At 41.1% G+C, this 19,663-nt stretch carries 11 protein-coding genes and 2 pseudogenes; 10 read left to right on the top strand and 3 right to left on the bottom strand.

Annotation, left to right across the window (positions count from 1 at the left end):
• Positions 1-36: 36 nt before the first annotated feature.
• Entirely contained in the window at positions 37-3,660 is a 3,624-nt protein-coding gene (locus HMPREF1532_RS17675; RefSeq protein WP_005932544.1) for a UvrD-helicase domain-containing protein, read from the bottom strand.
• A gap of 379 nt (positions 3,661-4,039) precedes the next feature.
• Here HMPREF1532_RS17675 and HMPREF1532_RS17670 point away from each other — a divergent pair, with 379 nt between their 5' ends.
• The 7 genes from HMPREF1532_RS17670 to HMPREF1532_RS17640 all read left to right on the top strand — a co-directional run bounded on the left by HMPREF1532_RS17670 (position 4,040) and on the right by HMPREF1532_RS17640 (position 15,294).
• Entirely contained in the window at positions 4,040-6,670 is a 2,631-nt protein-coding gene (locus tag HMPREF1532_RS17670; RefSeq protein ID WP_005932541.1) for a zinc-dependent metalloprotease, read from the top strand.
• 123 nt (positions 6,671-6,793) lie between these two features.
• Positions 6,794-10,069 carry a SusC/RagA family TonB-linked outer membrane protein gene (locus HMPREF1532_RS17665; RefSeq protein WP_005932538.1) on the top strand — a complete coding sequence of 1,092 codons (3,276 nt, stop codon included), beginning with the start codon at positions 6,794-6,796 and terminating at the stop codon, positions 10,067-10,069.
• Between the two features lie 6 nt (positions 10,070-10,075).
• Positions 10,076-11,422 (top strand): RagB/SusD family nutrient uptake outer membrane protein, encoded by a 1,347-nt coding sequence (locus tag HMPREF1532_RS17660; RefSeq protein ID WP_005932535.1) that lies wholly within the window; start codon positions 10,076-10,078, stop codon positions 11,420-11,422.
• A 101-nt stretch (positions 11,423-11,523) separates the two neighbouring features.
• A complete protein-coding gene (locus HMPREF1532_RS17655) occupies positions 11,524-13,245 on the top strand; it encodes a T9SS type A sorting domain-containing protein (RefSeq protein ID WP_005932533.1) in 1,722 nt (573 codons plus the stop codon).
• A 206-nt stretch (positions 13,246-13,451) separates the two neighbouring features.
• Positions 13,452-14,420, top strand: coding sequence for an alpha/beta hydrolase (locus HMPREF1532_RS17650; protein ID WP_005932531.1), 969 nt, complete (start codon positions 13,452-13,454; stop codon positions 14,418-14,420).
• A 5-nt stretch (positions 14,421-14,425) separates the two neighbouring features.
• Complete coding sequence (locus tag HMPREF1532_RS17645) at positions 14,426-14,710, top strand: DUF2089 family protein (protein ID WP_005932529.1); 285 nt, start codon at positions 14,426-14,428, stop codon at positions 14,708-14,710.
• Entirely contained in the window at positions 14,707-15,294 is a 588-nt protein-coding gene (locus HMPREF1532_RS17640; protein ID WP_005932527.1) for a YIP1 family protein, read from the top strand. Before HMPREF1532_RS17645 ends, HMPREF1532_RS17640 begins: the two co-directional genes overlap by 4 nt.
• A gap of 315 nt (positions 15,295-15,609) precedes the next feature.
• On the opposite strand, the pseudogene HMPREF1532_RS21850 reads toward HMPREF1532_RS17640, so the two are convergent.
• Both HMPREF1532_RS21850 and HMPREF1532_RS17635 read right to left on the bottom strand, forming a co-directional pair.
• Positions 15,610-15,805 (bottom strand): annotated as a pseudogene (locus HMPREF1532_RS21850) (hypothetical protein); the annotation flags it as partial.
• Positions 15,806-15,850: 45 nt separating this feature from the next.
• Positions 15,851-16,918 (bottom strand): annotated as a pseudogene (locus HMPREF1532_RS17635) (AAA family ATPase); the annotation flags it as partial.
• A 1,151-nt stretch (positions 16,919-18,069) separates the two neighbouring features.
• Here HMPREF1532_RS17635 and HMPREF1532_RS17630 point away from each other — a divergent pair.
• The 3 genes from HMPREF1532_RS17630 to HMPREF1532_RS17620 are packed head-to-tail and all read left to right on the top strand — an operon-like array spanning position 18,070 to position 19,660.
• A complete protein-coding gene (locus HMPREF1532_RS17630; protein WP_005932524.1) occupies positions 18,070-18,654 on the top strand; it encodes a UpxY family transcription antiterminator in 585 nt (194 codons plus the stop codon).
• Between the two features lie 12 nt (positions 18,655-18,666).
• Positions 18,667-19,326 carry an RNA polymerase sigma factor gene (locus HMPREF1532_RS17625; RefSeq protein ID WP_224203005.1) on the top strand — a complete coding sequence of 220 codons (660 nt, stop codon included), beginning with the start codon at positions 18,667-18,669 and terminating at the stop codon, positions 19,324-19,326.
• Positions 19,313-19,660, top strand: a complete 348-nt coding sequence (locus HMPREF1532_RS17620) for a hypothetical protein (RefSeq protein ID WP_005932521.1) — start codon at positions 19,313-19,315, stop codon at positions 19,658-19,660. Before HMPREF1532_RS17625 ends, HMPREF1532_RS17620 begins: the two co-directional genes overlap by 14 nt.
• Positions 19,661-19,663: the final 3 nt, after the last annotated feature.

Here is a 19,663-nt window from a genome sequence, read left to right as displayed (position 1 = left end):
TTATAAGAGTCATACATTCAAAGAAATATTAAGAGTCTATGTCTCTTCGTTATTGGAAGCAATAAGAATATTCTTGATCTGTTTAATCACTGTTTCCGGATTATCGATCACTTCTTCATTTTTAAAACGTATCACCTTGTATCCTAAAAGCGACAGTCTTTCCGTACGTTCCCGGTCTTTCAGAATTTGTTCAGCAGTCAAATGGTAGTCGCCATCCAATTCAATAATCAGTTTAGATTCAAGACAAGCGAAATCTGCTATATAATTATCAATGACTTGCTGCCGTCTGAACTTATATCCTAACTGTTCTCGTCGAAGATATTCCCATAGAACCCGTTCGGCATCTGTCGGATTTAATTTGTTTTTCTTCTGCAACTCTTTCAAGCAATTATAAGAGTTCAAGCATGCAGTCTTGTATGTAGGCTCCAGCTTCACCTCCACCACTTTCCCCTTTTCCCATCCGGAGTCAGTATCTTCTTCCCCCTCTCCTGCGGAGAGGGGCCGGGGGAGAGGCCCATACCACAAATACCCCCTGATATTACTGTATCCCATCTTCGTCAGTAATTGCATGTATCCCTGCACCTGCTTGTTGTACTTCTTGTTCGGTTTACCGAATTTGAAGTCCACCACCACTACTTGCCCGTCCTGCATCATTACCCTGTCCGGTCGGCGGGTTTGCAACACCCCGTCTTCCTTATATATAATGGCACATTCATTGAACAATTGCCAGCGTCCCGAATACCAATCCTGTATTTCGGGCATGGAGAAAGCCTTATGAGTCACTTTCCGTATCTCTTCTTCCACTTTGCGGCTACCGATAACGCCTTCGAAGATCAACCTTTCTATGGCCGTATCAATGTCTTTTTCCGTTTCAATAGCCGAGAACAGGGTATGTAGCAAGCGTCCACGGTTGATAAAACGGTCTTCCGACTCTTCTTCATCTATTCCTTTGATAAAGTCTGCCGAGCGGTTGGACTGCCGGAATTCAATTTCGTGCCGCATAGATTCCATGCTTACCGGGAGTTTGTCCGGCTTCCGCGTCAACTTGTTGGTCGAAACTTTTTCTTCTTTCTTCGAAGAGGGGCAGAGTTCCCCTTGTTCATAGGGCTCGTCTTCGTTCCAATCAATTCCGTTCTTACGGGCTACTTCGGGCAATGCTGCCGTCAGCAGTTCGGACATTGTTCCCTTTTGTCCTTTCCGGCTCCATACAATCAGATTCTTTCCGGCACGGGTAAAAGCCACGTAGAGCAGATTCAGATTATCTACCCATAACTGCAAGCGTTCCTGCTGATAGTCTTTTCGATAGACGGAAGCACCCATTTGTGCGGAGTAGTTCACCGGCACAATATCCAGTTCATTGAAAGGGGCTTCTTCCGGAATACACCACACGAGCTGGTTATTGGTCTCATTCTCCAGCTTCCAGTCGCAGAAAGGCAGGAGTACCGTATGAAATTCCAATCCTTTTGATTTATGGATGGAGAAGATGCGGATACCTTCCATCTCTCCACTGGGGATGGTTTTGCCGCATAGCGTCTCTTCCCAAAAGCGGATAAAGCCGTCCAGTTCGGATGAGTTGCTTTGCAGATAATCCGTCACTGCATCGAAGAATGCGAAAAGATAGGCATCCTGATCGCTGATACGGTTCATTTCGAAAAGGCTGAAAAGCTCTTCCAGTAACTCATAAAGCGGCATTAACCTTAATATCCCTATCTTTTTAATGAATGCTTCGGGCAACAGCGTCTCTGCCGGAGCGGTTAGCAGGTTGTCCAAGCTGCCTGCGTATCCTTTTATCTGCAACTGATAATTGGTAATAAGCGAAGCCCGGGCAATCCGGTTCTCCGGATCGGAGAGATAACGCAGGGCATCTATCATCATACAGATAGCCAATGAGGCATCCAGGCGGAAGGCTTCATCGGATACGATTTTGTATTGCAGTGTTTTGTCAAAGTAATCGGCAATGCGGGGAATGCTTTTGTTTTTGCGCACGAGAATGGCAATGTCATTGAGCTTTACTCCGGAGTTCTGTAAACGTTCCACCTCTTCGCCCAAGCCGATAAGCGTCTGTTCGGTGTAATCATGCTCTTCATCCGGTTCGAGAAAGGATACTTTGACATACCCTTTTCTCTCCTCTTTGGGAGATTCCTGCGCCACATCGGAATAGGCTTTTTGCAGTGCTTCGCAATCCGTCTTTAATTCCTCTTTATAGACTGCATTCAGATAGTTTACCGCCGATGTGAATATTTCGTTGTTAAACCGGATAACATCGGTTTCGCTTCTACGGTTTGTTTTCAGGGTTTCTACCCGTATCGGGAAGTGTTCTATGCGGTCGTTCAGCCCGTTGAGTATTCCCCAATCGCCGTTTCTCCAACGATAGATGGATTGCTTTACATCTCCCACAATCAAGCTGTCTGCTCCTTGTGAAAGCCCTTCCAATAGCAGTAACCGGAAGTTTCCCCATTGCATGCGGCTTGTGTCCTGAAACTCATCTATCATTACATTCCGGATGTTTGTCCCGATTTTCTCGAATACGAAAGAAGAGTCGCCATCCTTTACCAGTTGATGGAGCAAGGCATTGGTGTCCGATAATAAAAAGCGGTTGTTCTCCCGATTGAGCCGGCGTACCTCTTCGTCTATGTTTGCCAGCAGTTGCACCTTGTTCAGGTGTTGCATGGAAAGCCGGCAACTGTTTACTATCTTATTATTCTTCGAACGGAACTTCTCTGCTTCATTCAATAAAGGCATGAGGCTTCCGGAAGCTAATTGAAGAATGTCCTGATAGCGTGGCGAGCTTTTAGCCGCCCAGTTTTTCTCATCCGTCAGGCACTTTTCTACTGTTGCATTGCGTATGTCATCGCCCAATATGCCATTATTGAGTTTACGGAAATAACTTCCTATGCCGCGCGAACCATTCTTCAAATCGTCTGCATTGAGGGCATGCCCGTCCAGTTCTCCTTCAAACTGATCGTAGAATCCCTTCATCTGTTCGAGTGCTTCCGTTTCCATCTCTTTCAGTTCACGACGGTAGTTTTTGATGAGTCCCGGATTCTCAATCAGTTTTTGCTGGAGTCCTTCTCCTTTCTCTATATATCCCTCATCGAAGATATTCCGCCCGAAACTTTTCACCTCGTCCGATACGTTCCAACGTTTGTCGTCTGCAATGCGTTCGTTGATATAATCCAGCAACCATGCCAATACGGGGGAAGTAGGGCCTAACTTTTCGATCATGCTATCTACGGCATCGCTCAATACTTCCTGGTTGTTCAATTCGATATTCAGGTTGGGGCTTAGTTCGAGTTCACGGGCGAGGTTTCGCATCACCGACTGAAAGAAAGAGTCGATTGTCTCTACCCGGAAGCGACTGTAATCATGCAGCATATTGGTCAGTGCTACTTTAGCTGCTTCCCGTACTTCCTCCACCGGTTTTCCTGTTTCTGCGATAATCCGTTTCAGATAGGCATCCGAGTCCTTGTCCCCTTTCCAGATACCGTAAAGCTGGCTGAGAATACGCTCTTTCATCTCTGCTGTCGCTTTATTGGTAAAGGTCACGGCCAGTATTTGCCGGTAAGCACGAGGGTTGAGAATGAGTAGTTTGATGTATTCCACGGCTAAGGTAAAAGTCTTACCGGAACCGGCGGAAGCTTTATATACTAAGAGTTCCATACGATGTTTATTTGAGACAAAGATAGCTTAAATCTTTATACTTTGCTGCCATGTGGATGTAAAAATAGTGCCAATATATGTAATGCTGCTTTATAATATACGTGATATTACTTTATAATATATGTAGCGGAGTATTATATGTATCGCAAAGTATGCTTGGGTCTGTTTTTATACTTTGTTTTCCGGAAAGTATGTTAAACAGTGAACAGAAAACGTGCGTCTTTGAATAAAAATGCAAGCAAAATTCGGTTTAATTAAGAAAAAACGTCAAAAGTTGTCGCGTTTAATTATTCATATTGATAGTTTTATTATCTTTGTAGCCCCCTTTTATTCTTTGAGTAGAATAAAGAGTAACAGTGATAATTGATAGATTAACTTGATGAAACTGAAAACAAGCCTGCTAATTACGGTGGCCACAGGTACTTTCTTGTGTGCTTCTTCCGTTGTATCGTATGCCGGAACTTCTACCCCTGACACTATGGGATTGTTCCGCAAGAAGAAAAAAACAGAATCCAACGACAGTATTAAATCTAAAAATGAGTATGAAAAGCTGACCGGAGACGGTAGTATTGTTCGGCGTGGTATGTTTAATGTATACCAAAAGAAGAACGATTATTACTTTGAAGTACCATCGAATTTATTGGGAAGGGATCTGTTGGTTGTGAACAAATTGCAGCGTGTTCCCGTAGAACTGAACGAAGCGGGAGTCAATCGCGGAGTGAATTATGAAAATCAGATGGTGCGCTTTGAACTCGATAAGGCAACCAATAAATTGCTGATTCGTCAAAGTCGCGTATTGCCGCTTTCGCCTGCCGAAGATGCTATCAGTGAGTCGGTGCGTAACAACTATATCTCTCCGTTGATAGCCGGTTTTAAAGTAGAAGCGTATAATAACGACTCTACCGCGATGGTGATTAAAGTGAATGATATTTACGACGGGACGGAGACGAGTATCAATAATGTATTTACCAATATCAATCTCGGCACGTCTGCCATAAAGAACCTGTCTCGTATTCTTTCCATCAAATCGTTTGAAAATAACGTGGTGGCTACTTCCGAACTGACGACAAAAGTGACCGAAGGAACTACTTCCGTATATGTTACGGTAGAGGTGAGCTCTTCGCTGATGTTGCTTCCGGAAAAGCCGATGACAGGCCGTTTGGATAATGCCCGTGTCGGATATTTCACTAATCCGCTGTTAAGTTATAGCGATGGCCAGCAGAAGGTAGAAGAGAAGCAATTCATTACCCGTTGGCGTCTGGAACCGAAACCGGAAGACCGCGAACGTTATTTGCGTGGAGAGTTGGTAGAACCGGCCAAGCCGATCGTGTTCTATATCGAAAATTCTACTCCATATCGTTGGCGTAAATACATCAAGCAAGGTATAGAAGACTGGCAGGTTGCTTTCGAACGTGCCGGTTTTAAGAATGCTATTATTGCCAAGGAAGTGACGGACAGCATGATAATAGATATGGATGATGTGAATTATTCCGTACTTACTTATGCTGCTTCTACCAAAGCCAACGCCATGGGGCCTTCTATTCTAGATCCCCGTTCGGGCGAGATTCTTGAAGCCGATATCATGTGGTGGCACAATGTACTCGGTATGTTGCAAGAATGGATTACCGTGCAGACAGGCGTTATCCGTCCCGAAGCCCGTGGAGTAAAGATCTCTGATGAGTTGATGGGAGACGCCATGCGTTTTGTAGCATGCCATGAGGTAGGTCACTCTTTGGGATTACGCCACAACATGATGGGGTCATGGGCATTCCCTACGGATTCATTGCGTTCCAAGACATTCACCGACCGTATGAATTCTACTTCTTCCTCTATCATGGATTATGCCCGTTTCAACTATGTGGCTCAGCCGGGTGACGGAGTAACCGCACTTTCACCGCATATCGGTCCTTATGATCTGTTTGCCATTGAATATGGATACCGTTGGTATGGTAAGGAGACACCGGAAGCGGAAAAGGATTTGCTTTATGATTTCCTGAGCCGTCATACGGACCGTCTTTATAAATATAGTGAAGCACAGGATGTGCGCGATGCCGTAGACCCGCGTGCACAGAATGAGGATCTGGGAGATGATGCCATACGTTCCTCTCAATTGGGTATTGCAAATCTGAAGCGTGTGGTTCCTGAAATAATAAAGTGGACTACGACCGGTGAGAAGGGGCAGACGTATAAAGAGGCTTCCCGTCTGTATTACGCTGTTATCAATCAGTGGAACAACTATCTTTATCATGTAATGGCCAATATCGGTGGCATTTATCTTGAGAATACGATTGTTGGTGACGGACAGAAAACGTATACGTTCGTAGAAAAAGAGAAGCAACAGGCCGCATTGAAATTCCTGCTGGATGAAGTGTTGACTTATCCGAAATGGCTGTTCGATGCTGAGGTGGGAGAGTATACTTATCTGCTTCGCAATACTCCGATGGGAGTCGTTGAAAATGCGCCTACACAAGTTCTGAAAAATGCGCAATCTTATATCCTTTGGGATTTGCTGTCGAATACGCGTCTGATGCGCATGCTCGAAAACGAATCGGTAAATGGAAAGAAAGCTTTCACGGCCGTAGAACTGATGGACGGTTTACACCGTACTATTTTTGCTACGACCGAGCGTGGGGCGATTCCCGATGTAATGACACGTGCCTTGCAGAAGAATTTCTTGGATGCTTTGATTACGGCTGCCGCCGAGAATGAAAGTGTGAAATTCAGTAAGAAGTTGATGAACGACCATTTCCTGCTGGATCATCAGCAGGCTGTTTGCAGTTGCGATGAATACGCCCATCGTTCATTGGATGCCGACCGCATGGGAGCACGTCGTGAGGTGAATTTCTATGGCTCGCAGATAAACCGCGTATCGGATGCGATTTCTGTGAAGCGTGGCGAGTTGCTTCGTATCAAAGACTTGCTTCAAAGCCGTTTGGGAACATCGGATATAGCTACGAAGTATCATTATAAAGACATGATCCTGCGCATCAATACTGCGTTGGGAATCTAAATTGGAAATTAGAATATAGGAGTTGGAAGTTAGAATCCATTCGGGGCGGGAGCAGAACCATGCTGATATGCTGCATAGATTCTAACTACTAACTACTGACTACTAACTACTTATATTGTATTAATGAAAAGAACAATCAGTTATTTACTATTTTCTCTTTGCTGTGTCATCGCCTTTGGAACAAGTGCGGCAGAAAGAAAAATTACAGGTGTAGTTATCGCCGGTGATTACAAAGAGCCCTTAATCGGTGCCTCTGTGTTTGTGTCATCCGAAAACTTAAAGAAAGCGGGCAGCAGCCAGACTTCCTTGGGGGTGATAACGGACATGGATGGAAAGTTTACTATTAATGTGCCGGAAGGTGTGACCAGCCTTCAGTGCAGTTATGTGGGATATGAATCGCAAACAATACATCTGGCAGCCGGAAAAAACAGTTATGAGGTTGTACTGCAACCGTCGGCACATATGCTTGATGCGGTTGTTGTAACGGGATACCAGACTATCGAACGTCGTAAACTGACGGCGGCAGTTACCAAGCTTGATATTACCGATGACAAGATCGGTTCGGTCATGAGTATCGACCAGGCACTTTCCGGACAGGTAGCGGGGTTGTCCTCTATCGCTTCTTCGGGTGCTCCCGGTGCCGCTCCTAAGATTCGTATTCGTGGTACTGCTTCTTTGAACGGTACACAAGATCCTCTTTGGGTGCTCGATGGGGTGCCGATGACAGGAACGGAGATTCCGACTATGGAAGACTTGAAAGATATCGACAACATCTATCAGTCGGCTATTGCCGGTTTGAATCCTGCCGATATCGAAAGTATCACTGTTTTGAAAGATGCTGCTGCTACGGCTATTTATGGAGCACGTGCGGCAAATGGTGTCATCGTGATTACCACTAAAAACGGTAGGGCAGGGAAACCACAGATTACTTTCTCTACCAAGTTGTCTTATTCTCCTAAGTTTGATATCGATCGTTTGAATTTGCTGACTTCGGATGAAAAGGTGAACTTGGAACTTGATTTGTTGCAAAGTGACTATACGTATCGTGAAAATAAAGGAGAAGTAGCCCGTATCATTTCCCGTTATGGATTGACAAATGCCTATAAGAACGGGGGATGGAGTGCACTGTCAACGCAAGCCCAGAATGAGATTACCAATTTGCGTTCGATAAATACGGATTGGAATGATATTCTATTCCGTGGTACTTTCAATCAGGAATATAATGTCAGTCTTTCCGGTGGTTCTGAAAAGGCTACTTATTATACTTCTTTGGGATATTATGATGAGAAAGGTAATGTGAAAGGTGTGGAAGCCGATCGTCTGAATATGGTTTTAAAGACTTCTTATAAAGTCAATAAGATGTTGAAAGTCGGTGCGTCCTTATTTGCTAATCGCAGAACTAACAAATCCAATCTTACAGACTCGGATGGTTTCTCCAATCCGGTGTATTATTCACGTAGGGCAAATCCTTATCAAACGCCTTTTGATGAAGATGGCAATTACGTTTATGACATCGATATTCAAGGAAAAGGGGATTCGGATTTGAAGTTCAATGTATTCGAAGAACGGAATAATACTTCGTATGAACAGACCACTAATGCCTTATCGGCTATTTTCGATGTAGAACTTCGGTTTAATGATAAGTTTAAAGCTACATCACAAGTTGGTCTGCAATTGGATGCCGTATCTAAGGAATCGATTGCCGATCACGATACTTATGCAATGCGTAAGGATAAAGAACGTACAACGATGTCTTCTCTCAACAACCAGTCTTTCTTGCCGGACGGGGGGAAGCACACGGAAACGGCAAGCAGCAATTCTCAGGTGAACTGGAAGAGTCAGGCCGAATATCGTGATTCTTATAATGACATTCATGAATTTGAAATGATGGTCGGAACGGAAATCAGGAAAACCTGGTATAGTTCTTTGACGAGTACAGGTTATGGCTATGACCGTAAGACTTTGACCACTAAACCTGTGATATTTCCGAATGAATCTTGGGCACGTTCGTATCCGTTGCACACTAAGACCTATCAGGAAAATGCGTATGCTTCTTTCTTTTCAACGGCTTCTTACTCCTTACTTCAACGCTATACAGTAGGAGGAAGTGTTCGTTTTGATGGTTCTGACATATTCGGGGTTTCTAAGAAATATCGCTTTCTGCCGTTGTATTCGTTCAGTGGACTTTGGAGAATCAACAATGAACCGTTTATGAAAGACTTTAAGAAGATCGATAATCTGGTTATTAGAGCTTCTTATGGTGTGCAGGGAAATATTGATAAGAGTACTTCGTCATATGTAATGGGAAATTATAATAATGTCAGCATATTACCGGATGTGACAGAAGAGATGATCGTATTGGGAACTCCGCCCAACAAACGTTTACGTTGGGAAAAGACAAAAACAATGAACTTCGGGACGGACATCGCTCTATTCAACAATGCACTGAATATTACGGTAGATTATTATCGTCGTAAAGGTACAGATTTGATTGCTTTGCAAATGTTGCCGCTTGAAACCGGCTTTATGTCGACTTATGTCAACTGGGCAAGTATGCGTAATGACGGTTTTGAAGTGGCATTAACCACCCGTAATATAAATCGCAACGGTTTTACCTGGTTTACGAATTTCAATTTGGGATATAATCAGAATAAAGTTTTGCGTGAAACAGTACCATCCAATCAGACGACACCCGGACGTGAAGGTTATCCGGTAGGGGCGCTCTTTGCTTATAAATCGGCAGGATTGGACGATGAAGGATATCCTTTGTTTTATAATAAGGAGGGTGAAAAAGTAACTGCGGTAGAACTGTTGAAGTTGAATAGTGCAGGAGCCAGCACCTTGTCTGCCGAAGAACAACGTAATTTGTATTCATATATCGGTTCGAGTGATCCTCTGTTCTCGGGAGGTTTTGTGAATACGTTCAATATCAAAAGGTTTGAAGTGGTTGTCAACTTTATATTTAACTTGAAAATGTATTCAAGAGTAGCTCCGTCCTATACGCTGACGAGCTTTGACCGGGGAATGAATACAAATCGGGATATATTGAACAGATGGACACCTACAAATACCAATACGGATTTTCCGGCATTATTGTCTGATACAAAGCGTACGGCGGAATATTCACATTATGATATATTCTCCACTTATCAGATGATGGATACGTGGGTGAAGCGTTCGGATCATGTGAGGTTACAAAATATCCGGGTTGGTTATAAGCTTCCCGAAACACTTATGCATACATTGGGTATCCGTTCGGCTACCGTTGCTCTCGAAGGTCGCAACCTGTTTGTTTTCGGTGCTAATTATAAGAATTTCTTGGATCCCGAAACCATGAGTAATCAGTTTGCACAACCTATACCTAAGTCGTTTACTTTCAGTCTTAACATGAATTTTTAACAGATTATGAAGATACTAAAGAATATAAAACTACTGTGTGCCTTGCTTTGTATAGCGGCTTTATACAGTTGTGACAAATATCTGGATATACAACCGGTAGGAAAGGTGATTCCCCGTACCGCTGCAGAATTCAGGGCATTATTGACTCAGGCATATAGTTATGTACCAAGTGACAGAGGATTAGCTACCTTTCGTTCGGACGAGATGACAATGGATGGAACTCTTGCTGCCGAAGATTTGAATTCTTACAAGGATATATGGATATGGAATGATGTGAGTCCGTCGGAAAATACGACGGCATTCAGTTGGCGTTCGTTCTATCATACATCGTTTATCGCCAATTATGTCATTGAATCAAAAGAGATGATTGAGGAAGGGACTGTTGACGAGGTGAACCAGATGGTTGGCGAGTCTTATATGCTTCGCGCCTATATGCACTTTTTGTTAGTCAATTTGTTTGGTGAAGCTTACACGAATTGTGATCCTGCTACTACAAAAGCTATTCCGTTGAAATTGAATAGTGATACGGAGGTTACCTTGTCCCGTAATACGGTTGCCGAGGTGTATAATTCTATTTTATCAGATCTTGCAGAGGCAGAAAAATATCTGAATGTAGATCAATGGGATTTGGGATATAACTATCGTTTCAATACCTTAAGTGTCAATGCATTTCGCTCTCGTGTGTACTTGTATATGGGTGAATGGGCAAAGTCTCTCGAAGCATCACAGGCAGTTTTGCAGGTGAATGACCAATTGGTGGATATGTCTTCTTCTACCGTATTGCCGAATGAATATAATTCTCCGGAGAATATTCTGGCATTGGAACAGGTGATGACTGCTCAATACGTACGTGCTGCGAAAGTGAATACTACTTTATGGAAAATGTATACTTCGAGCGATTTGCGCAGATCGAAATATTTTAATCAAGTAACCGTTTCCAATATTTTGGTTGCTAAAGGCGGAAGCAATCAGTATTCCTGTTCTTTCAGAGTTGGAGAAATTTATCTGAATGCTGCCGAAGCTGCATTAATGACGGGAGAGTCTGCTATACCTGCGGCACGGACTTATCTGTTGACGTTAATCAAACAACGTTATAAAGCTGCTGCTTATACAGAGAAGGAGACGGCAATTAATGCAATGGGGCGTGATGAATTATTGCAGGAAATATACGACGAGCGTACTCGTGAATTAGCTTTTGAAGGACATCGTTGGTTTGATTTACGACGGACAACCCGTCCTCGTCTGGAAAAAACGTACAGTGGGACAACCTATGTTCTGGAAGAAAACGATTCCCGCTACACAATTCGTATTCCCAGTGAAGCAATAGAAGCGAATCCGGGGCTGGCAAACTAAAAGAAAACATTTTTGTTGTGATTGAGACGACTTGGTTCTCAATCATAACAAAGATGGCTCTATGTATTTATCTATATGTTTAATTATTAAAAGATTGTTTTATGAAAAAAGTATTACTGCTTGCTTTTTGTGCTGCGGCTATGCTGACAGTACAAGCTCAGCCGACTGTAACTAACAGTTGGACGAAATCTCAGACAGATATTCTCTCTGTTGCAAATGTAAATAATAGTAATCCTGTGGCTGTTTCTGCACAGGGAGATATGTATGCAACCGGTCTTTTTACCGAGAGTTTTACTTTTGGCGGTAAAGAGATAGAAGCAGTTGCTACCAGTTCATATTTATTAAAATATGGTACTGATGGTGCTGAAAAATGGGGAGTTGCTCTTACAGGTGCTGCAACAATAAAGACGATAACCACTGACGGTGCCGGGAATGTATATATTGCCGGAAACTTTGCAGATGAATTGACATTCGGCAGTACGGATGGTAATACCCAAGTGAAAGAGGGCATTAAAATGGATGGTACTCCTATTGCTGATCAAGCTGCCGGTTTTGTAGCCAAGTATGATGTTAATGGTGTATTAAAGGCTGTACAGAGTTTTGTGTCTAAACCTTTGCCGGAATTGGAGGCTACTGGTGGGTATTTCCCAGAGGCAGGCGATTATCGTTTTGATATAAATAATATTGCGTATAGTAATGGAAAATTGTATGCTTCGGCTTCTTATAAAGGACTGACAGAGAATAATGGTTTCTCTTTTAAAGGTGGTTATTTTGATCTTGACGGAGGGGGATTTTGGTATGGTGATTTAGTTTCCGGTGCTGTCTTTTCTTTGAATGATCAGTTAGAGGTTGACGGAATTTTAGCTAATATGGGTGTAACAGGTGGAAAAAGTACAGATCTATCTTCTGTACAATCTGTTTCGTTCGCAGTTGCTGAGGGAAAATTATATTCCGGTTTTGTAGCTTCAGGTAAGCAAACATTGACTATTGGTTCTAAGGAACAAGCATTCGATCTATCTCAAGAAAATGGTGTAACTGAATATGGACATATTTTGTCTATTATTGATTTAGCTGATGGTAGTTCTTCATTGACTAAAAAATACTCCACGACTCATGATGCCTCTGGTAACTATTGTTTTATTAAATCAATGCTTGTAAAAGGTGATGTTTTGTTGCTTGGTGGTACGTTTAATGCTAAATTGGCTTTTGACCAAAATATAGATGCTGTTTCTACTAATGATTTATATGTTGCTGTTTTAAACAAAAATACTTTGGATGTGAACAATGCCGTAGCTTCAAAAGTCAATGAAGGTGATGCGAATTCAAAGAAAGAAGAATTTGGTGGAATGACAGTTTGTGGTGATTATGTTTATATGATAGGACATACTGCTGTTATTGCTTCTCATGCAGTTGAAACTCCTCTTACTTTCTGGATCGATACTACTAACGGAACAATGACTCAAGCTAACCCTGCAAATCTTGCTACAGGTGTAGCAGCTTCTGGTACAAAACTGGCTATTGCTCAAACTCAGGTTGCTGATCAAAAGCTTGAGAATATCTTCTCATTAAATGAAGTTAGCAATGCTACAGGTATTTCTTCTACTGAGCAGGGAGCTGGCGTGTCTGTTTATCCTAATCCGGTAGTGGATGTATTGAATTTCACAACTCCTTGTGATGTTGTTATCATCAACTTAATGGGAGTAACAGTTAAGCAGGCTGAAAATGTTTCGAGTTTGCCTGTTTCTGATTTGATAAGTGGGCAATATATTATCAAGCTTACTACAGAAGATGGTACAAGTACTGCTAAGGTAATTAAGAAATAGAGTATTATTATTGTTGGTATAAAATCAATGAAAGGGTCTCCTTAATTAAATAAGGCGGCCCTTTTTTATTTCTCTCATTCCTGTGTTATATTGTATGTTTCTTGAATAAAATTAAAGTAGTATTTAATATTATTCAATAATAGATTTAATTATTTAAATAATATATCTATATTTGCAGATGTAAATCAATATAAAATTTCAATCATATGAAACATGTAAGCTTGGCTTTCGGTATTTTGTTTTCTGTTTGCTGTCTTTTTTGTCAGGCACAATTGATGCCATTGAATGTAGAATCGGTGACCTTGAATACCGAAGACGGGGTGATCAAAGGTAAATTGATTCTTCCCAGTACAGAAAAAAGCTGTCCGATAGTGTTGCTTATTGCAGGATCCGGGCCGACGGATATGGATGGTAATTCTCCTCTTCTTCACGGAAAGAATAATTCATTGAAGTATTTAGCGGAAGGATTGGCTGAAAATGGCATTGCTTCACTTCGTTTTGATAAGCGGGGCATAGCAACCAGTGCAGCAGCCGGAAAAGAGGAATCCCTACTGCGTTTTGAAGATTATGTAAATGACGTGAAAGGTTGGTTGAATTTTTTAGCTAACGACAAACGGTTTACCGGTATCACGGTGATAGGGCATAGTGAGGGGGCATTGATCGGTATGTTGGCTTGCCGGAATCAGCCAAAGGTGAAAGCATTTGTCTCATTGGCCGGAGCAGGCCGTCCGGCATATGAAATTATAGAAGAACAAGTATCCGCACAGCCGGAAATGATCCGGAGAGAGGTGTCTGCCATTAACGAATCTCTTAAAAAAGGGGAACAGGTAGAACAGGTTCCTATGTACTTGCAGTCCTTATACCGTTCTTCGGTTCAACCCTATCTGATCTCATGGTATAAGTATGATCCTCAAGAGGTCATTGCGACTCTGAAAATACCGGTATTAATAGTTCAAGGTAAACGTGATATTCAAATTAGCACACAAGATGCCGAATTGTTGAAGAAAGCTAAACCTGCTGCCGGATTGCTCTTCATCGACTCCATGAATCATGTTCTGAAAGATTGTGATACGATGGATCCGCAGAAGCAGTCAGTCGCTTATTCCGATTCCTCTCTACCGGTGAATACTACCTTGATCTCTTCGTTGAGCACTTTTATAAACAAGCATAAATAATCGATATGAATGAATTGAAAAAACGTTTGCCATTGCAATGTCCTGCATGTGAGTCTCCATTGAAAGTAGGACGTATGTTTTGCGGAGAATGCGGTACCGAAGTTTGCGGTGATTTTGAATTGCCTTTGTTGGCCCGTTTATCAGAGAAAGAACAGCAGTTTATTCTTGCTTTTGTAAAGTCGAGCGGTAGCTTAAAAGACATGGCGAAAAGTATGGGAATAAGCTATCCTACCGTTCGGAATGTTTTGGATGATTTGATTGAGAAACTTATTAAAATGGAAGAAAAATGAAAAATCAGAAGATTGAAAGAGTAGTAAATCCGTTTATTCGGATTGCAGGGACACAGGCATTACTATGGGGAGCATTAGGTTTGGTTGTTTCCACCTTGCTGAGTTGGTTATCCGGTTATCATTATCATGGATTATTACACTTCGGGCCTGCTCCCAATCCCGCTTGGTGGTGTTATTGGGCAGAGCATCTGATGGTGTGGTTAGTTCCGGCAACCCTGTTTTATATAGGTGGAAAGATATTTTCCCATTCCAAAATCCGTATGGTAGATGTTTACGGAACTGTCCTGTTCGCTCAATTACCGATGATCGGAATGAATCTGATCTATTTATTACCCCCTATGCAAGCGATCGCACAAGTAGATTCTACAATGGCACCTACTGAGATACTGGCTATTCCTAATCTGCATTGGGCTATCTTCTTGTCATTACTCGGTCTTCCGTTTATAATATTTTCTCTTATCTGGATGTTTCAGGCTCTCAAAGTATCCTGTAATTTGAAACAGTCCCGGCTTTGGATTATTGCTCTTGTCGGAATCATTGGAGGAGATTTCATATGCCGCCTGTTGATTGGGTTGTTTTATTGACTTTTATATGATAATCAATTCGTAATAACGAATCAGGTAAGGAAGAAATATTCAATTATCAGAACTTGATTGATAACTATAGACTCCTGCATAATAAAAGTGTATATTTTTATGTATCAAGAATATGTACTTTTATTATGTAGGAGTCTATAGTTTTATTTTGATTGATTATCAGTGATTTAGCGCTTCTTTGTTAGCTCCTTGACATCTGTTTGGTATAAGTAACCTTCAATTATTACTGATATGTTATCCGGATAGATTGGAATGTATCTTTAGCTGCACGGAGCACACAGTTTTCAATATCGATTACAGATATATCCGTAGCTTCTTTTCGGTATACCGTTCGAAGAATATCGGTTGCAGGGATTTCTCTGCCAGATAACAATATTCGATAGGGAGCAGGCTGTTGAGATCGTTGCCTTCGCAAATGCCGGTAATGTCACTTCGGGTGGAATTGTGTCACGATCTCTTCTCTTCGAATGCCGGCAGTCATTTTAAAACGCTTTTGATTCTGATAGTCGGAAGCAAACATTAGCAGGTTACCGGCTATCCGCTATCCTTCGATGCGGTGATAAAAAGTATCGACCACCTGAATGGCAGGGTCACTGATTTCCCGCAGGCTATGTTCGGCTTTCATATCTTCTTTCAAAGCATCGAGTTTCTGCTCCAATTGTTTCTCTCCCAACAGATATGTATTTATACTTTCGGTAATGGCCTGTTGCACGATATTCTCCACAATAGGGAGTTGGCTCACTTCATCCCATATACAATAAGGTATCAGCAGGCAATCGACAAAGTTTACTGCCGGTGATTCGTTTAGGTAAGCCGAAGTACGCAACAGCCCTACGATCTTTTTCCAACGTCTGTCTGAGATGTAAATAGGAGGGAGGTTGGCATCCCGTTGCGTATTATATTGCTCTACTGTCCGCTTGATGGTATGCACCAGTTCGAAGAAAGTATAATGCAGGGTCACTGTCTCTGCCTCCGCCTGTATTTTGCAGTATTCTTCCTGTTCGATCGGCAGTTTCTCCGGTATATTCGGTTCTGTATCCTTTGTCGAAGCAATCATCCGGTCAAAAGCGAATTCCTGTTCGATACAGCCCACAAATTGCCGGATAAGGAAGCGGTCATAAAGTGCTTCCAACCCTTCTCCCTTTGCCGATAGTTCGTTAGAAGCCGCTATCAGTACTTTCAACGGGACTTTCACTGTAAACTGTCCGTTCCGGTATATCTTTTCATTGATTACTGTCAGCAGGGAGTTCTGTATGGCCGGTCCTGCTTTCCATATTTCATCCAGGAAAGCCACTGATGCTGTAGGAAGATATCCTTCGGTAATCCGTTCATAGGTATCTTCATCTTTAAGTTTCGAGATCGATACCGGCCCGAAAATCTCATCCGGAGTACTGAAACGTGACATCAGGTATTCGAACGCATTGTTTTCTTTGAATGCATATTTCAGTCTTCGTGCTACTAAACTCTTGGCTACTCCCGGAGGACCTAACAGGAAAATACTTTCTCCGGCAATGGCCGCCAATAAAGAAAGGGCTATGGTGTGTTCTTTCTCAAATACCCCCTCATTAAGAGCGTCGAGAAGTTTGTGGATACGTGGTTTGATCGAACTCATGTTTTTTCAATTTGAATGCAAAAATAAGAATAAACTCAGGATGAAAAAGAATAAAACGGAGAGTCATTACAGAGAATTTGTGTGTTTCCCATTTAACATTGTTAATTCCCGTTTTCTATTATTCTATTCTTTGTGGCAAGAATTATATTTTAAGGAGTTAAAAGATGCATTTCTTGAAGACAAAACATTAATTTTAACGTACAGTTAAAGTTAATGTTTTGTATGTAGGGTATAGATCCTATGAAATGGTTGATTTATAGTATTATATGACTTAAATCATATACCATGTATATTCTTTCTACCGTTTTTTCTCGTTGATTGAATATAGAGTTAGTTGATATTTTATCAATTATCGAAACCTGATACTAATGCGATCTTGTTCTTATTTTATTCATTTGTTTGAAGAATATTCTTTTTATAATTATTGCAGAATATACACTAATATGATGTGTTTGAGCACACTTTTTGACTGTTTAAGTCTATTTTAGTTTTATCGTGTTTTGTTATGTTTTATTTTTATTATACTTTTACAACGTTTTAATACTTGTGTCTGATTTTCGAATGGTAATAAATTAATTGTTCTTGTCTCTAAAATCGCCAAATTGAAGAGTACTGCACATGGACAATTTTTAGGCAGCATGAATTTTCATCTGCATGAATAATGAAAGATAATTTTCATGCTGCTTTTTTATTTTTTAGATATAATGAGAATTTTGTTTGTATAATTCTTTTTTTTATCTAATTTTGCGAACATAGACAAGTTCGAAGGAATTTGTTTGAAGTAAAAATATTAGTTAACGAGCGTAAGCTAATTCTTGTCTCTAAAATCGCCAAATTTAATGAGACTGCACAAGAAATAAGTCAACGGTTGTTTAGCTCGTATTATTATAACTTGTATCTATTCTTACCTTTCATTTTCTGAGAATGAGAGGTAACTGTGACTCTTCTTATAATATAACGAAGCGTAGACAAAATTGTTCATTTGTGCAGTGGGTGTTTGGCGATACCTGGAGGCGGATGACAATTGGGTCTGCGCTTTTTTGTGTTTTGATTGGATCAGTAAAGTCGGATTCAAAATGATGACAAGTGTTTTGTTATTGACTTTTTTAAGAATTTATTAAACACTTCAACGAAGAATAGATGACAATAATATGGGTGTCCAAGATGTATACCACGAGACAGAAAAATCGTTTGCCAATGGGACAAACGACCGCGAAGCGCACCCAAAACGTTGGATTGCTGTTCTTGTTCAGATGAATTGTGAGAAGAAAACAGCTACTCAATTGGGCAAGGCTGGTTATGAAACGTATATCCCTACACAACAAGAAATACATCAATGGAGCGATCGAAAGAAAAAAGTCAATCGTCTTATTATGCCAATGGTCGTGTTTGTTCGTGCAACTGTAAACGAAGAAGAATGGTTACGCAATCAATCGTATATCTTCAGACTCTTAGCTTTACCTGGCAGTGATGAAGACAAACGAAAATTTGCTACTTCTATCCCAGACTATCAAATAGACAGATTAAAATTTATGCTTGAAAATGCAGAAACAGAAGTCACAATTATCAGTGACTTGCATGCTGGCGATAAAGTTTATGTAGCATCTGGTTCTTTGAAAGGTCTTGAAGGAGTGGTAAGTGAGGCAGACGACAAACATTCTATCGTTGGAGTTTTAATTGATGGATTAGGATATGCTTGTGTGAAAATTGCTAAGCACTGTTTAACTGCTAAATAAAGAATATTTGAAATGATTTTATATAAATCATACAAAGACATGACTGACAAGGAAATTGTTGACCTCATTATTGCAGGAAACGAAGAAGCTATGCTCTATCTGCTATACGACAGATACGAGAGTGACTTGAAGTTTTATGCGTGGAGATATTACGATTCGTTGGCATATCTTGAAGATTTGATTAATTGTCTATACATACAATTCAAAGGCAAAAGAGGTGACTGGCAACCATTGAAATCCTTCCAGTGGAAATGCAAGTTCAGAACTTGGTTCTGCTCTGTTGCATCGCATTTATTCCTGGAAAAGAAAGATGAATTGATAGGTTTAGGGGGAAAAGATGGCTCTATTGTGGTAAATGGCGGAGATAAACCGTTGCCAGAACCTGAACCGGAAGTTGGTAATCAGAAATTGGTAATGCTCATGGAGGCCATCAACCGATTAGAGAATGATGACTATCGCTTCATACTTATCAAAGAACTTGAAGGATATAATCACAAAGAGATTGCTGAAATGATGGTTGCAAAAAGAAAGAAAGAGAATAAAGTAACCTTCTATGACGGCAAGATAGTCGTTCCTGATGCTCACTATGTAGATATGAATAAGGCAAGGGCACTCAAGGAAGTCAAAGCTATTGTAGAACAGATTAAAAAAGACTGGTATGAAAATAAGTGATGAACTGATTGCTTGTTATGTAGAAGGAACTGTAACCGCTGAAGAGCGTAATTTCGTTCGAAGATATTTGTGCGAACACCCGGAAGCGTATGAGCATATTCTATGCTTGATGGACAATGACACAGTTGATTATTTAGGTGAACAATTAGAAATTTCAGATAATTGCATTCCGATGAATGAATCATCATTCTCAGAAATTGCGTATTCAGCAGCGGCATTTGCCCCTGAGCAAAACAAATTATTCATACCTAAAAATAAGTCACAGAAAGCCAAGGCAAGCGAATTATATGATAGGTTAAGTAGAATGAGTACTGAATTAGATGATTTATTGTAAGAT

This window comes from Bacteroides salyersiae WAL 10018 = DSM 18765 = JCM 12988 (assembly GCF_000381365.1).
Classification (GTDB): Bacteria; Bacteroidota; Bacteroidia; order Bacteroidales; family Bacteroidaceae; genus Bacteroides; species Bacteroides salyersiae.
This window is presented reverse-complemented; position numbering and strand designations above follow the sequence as displayed.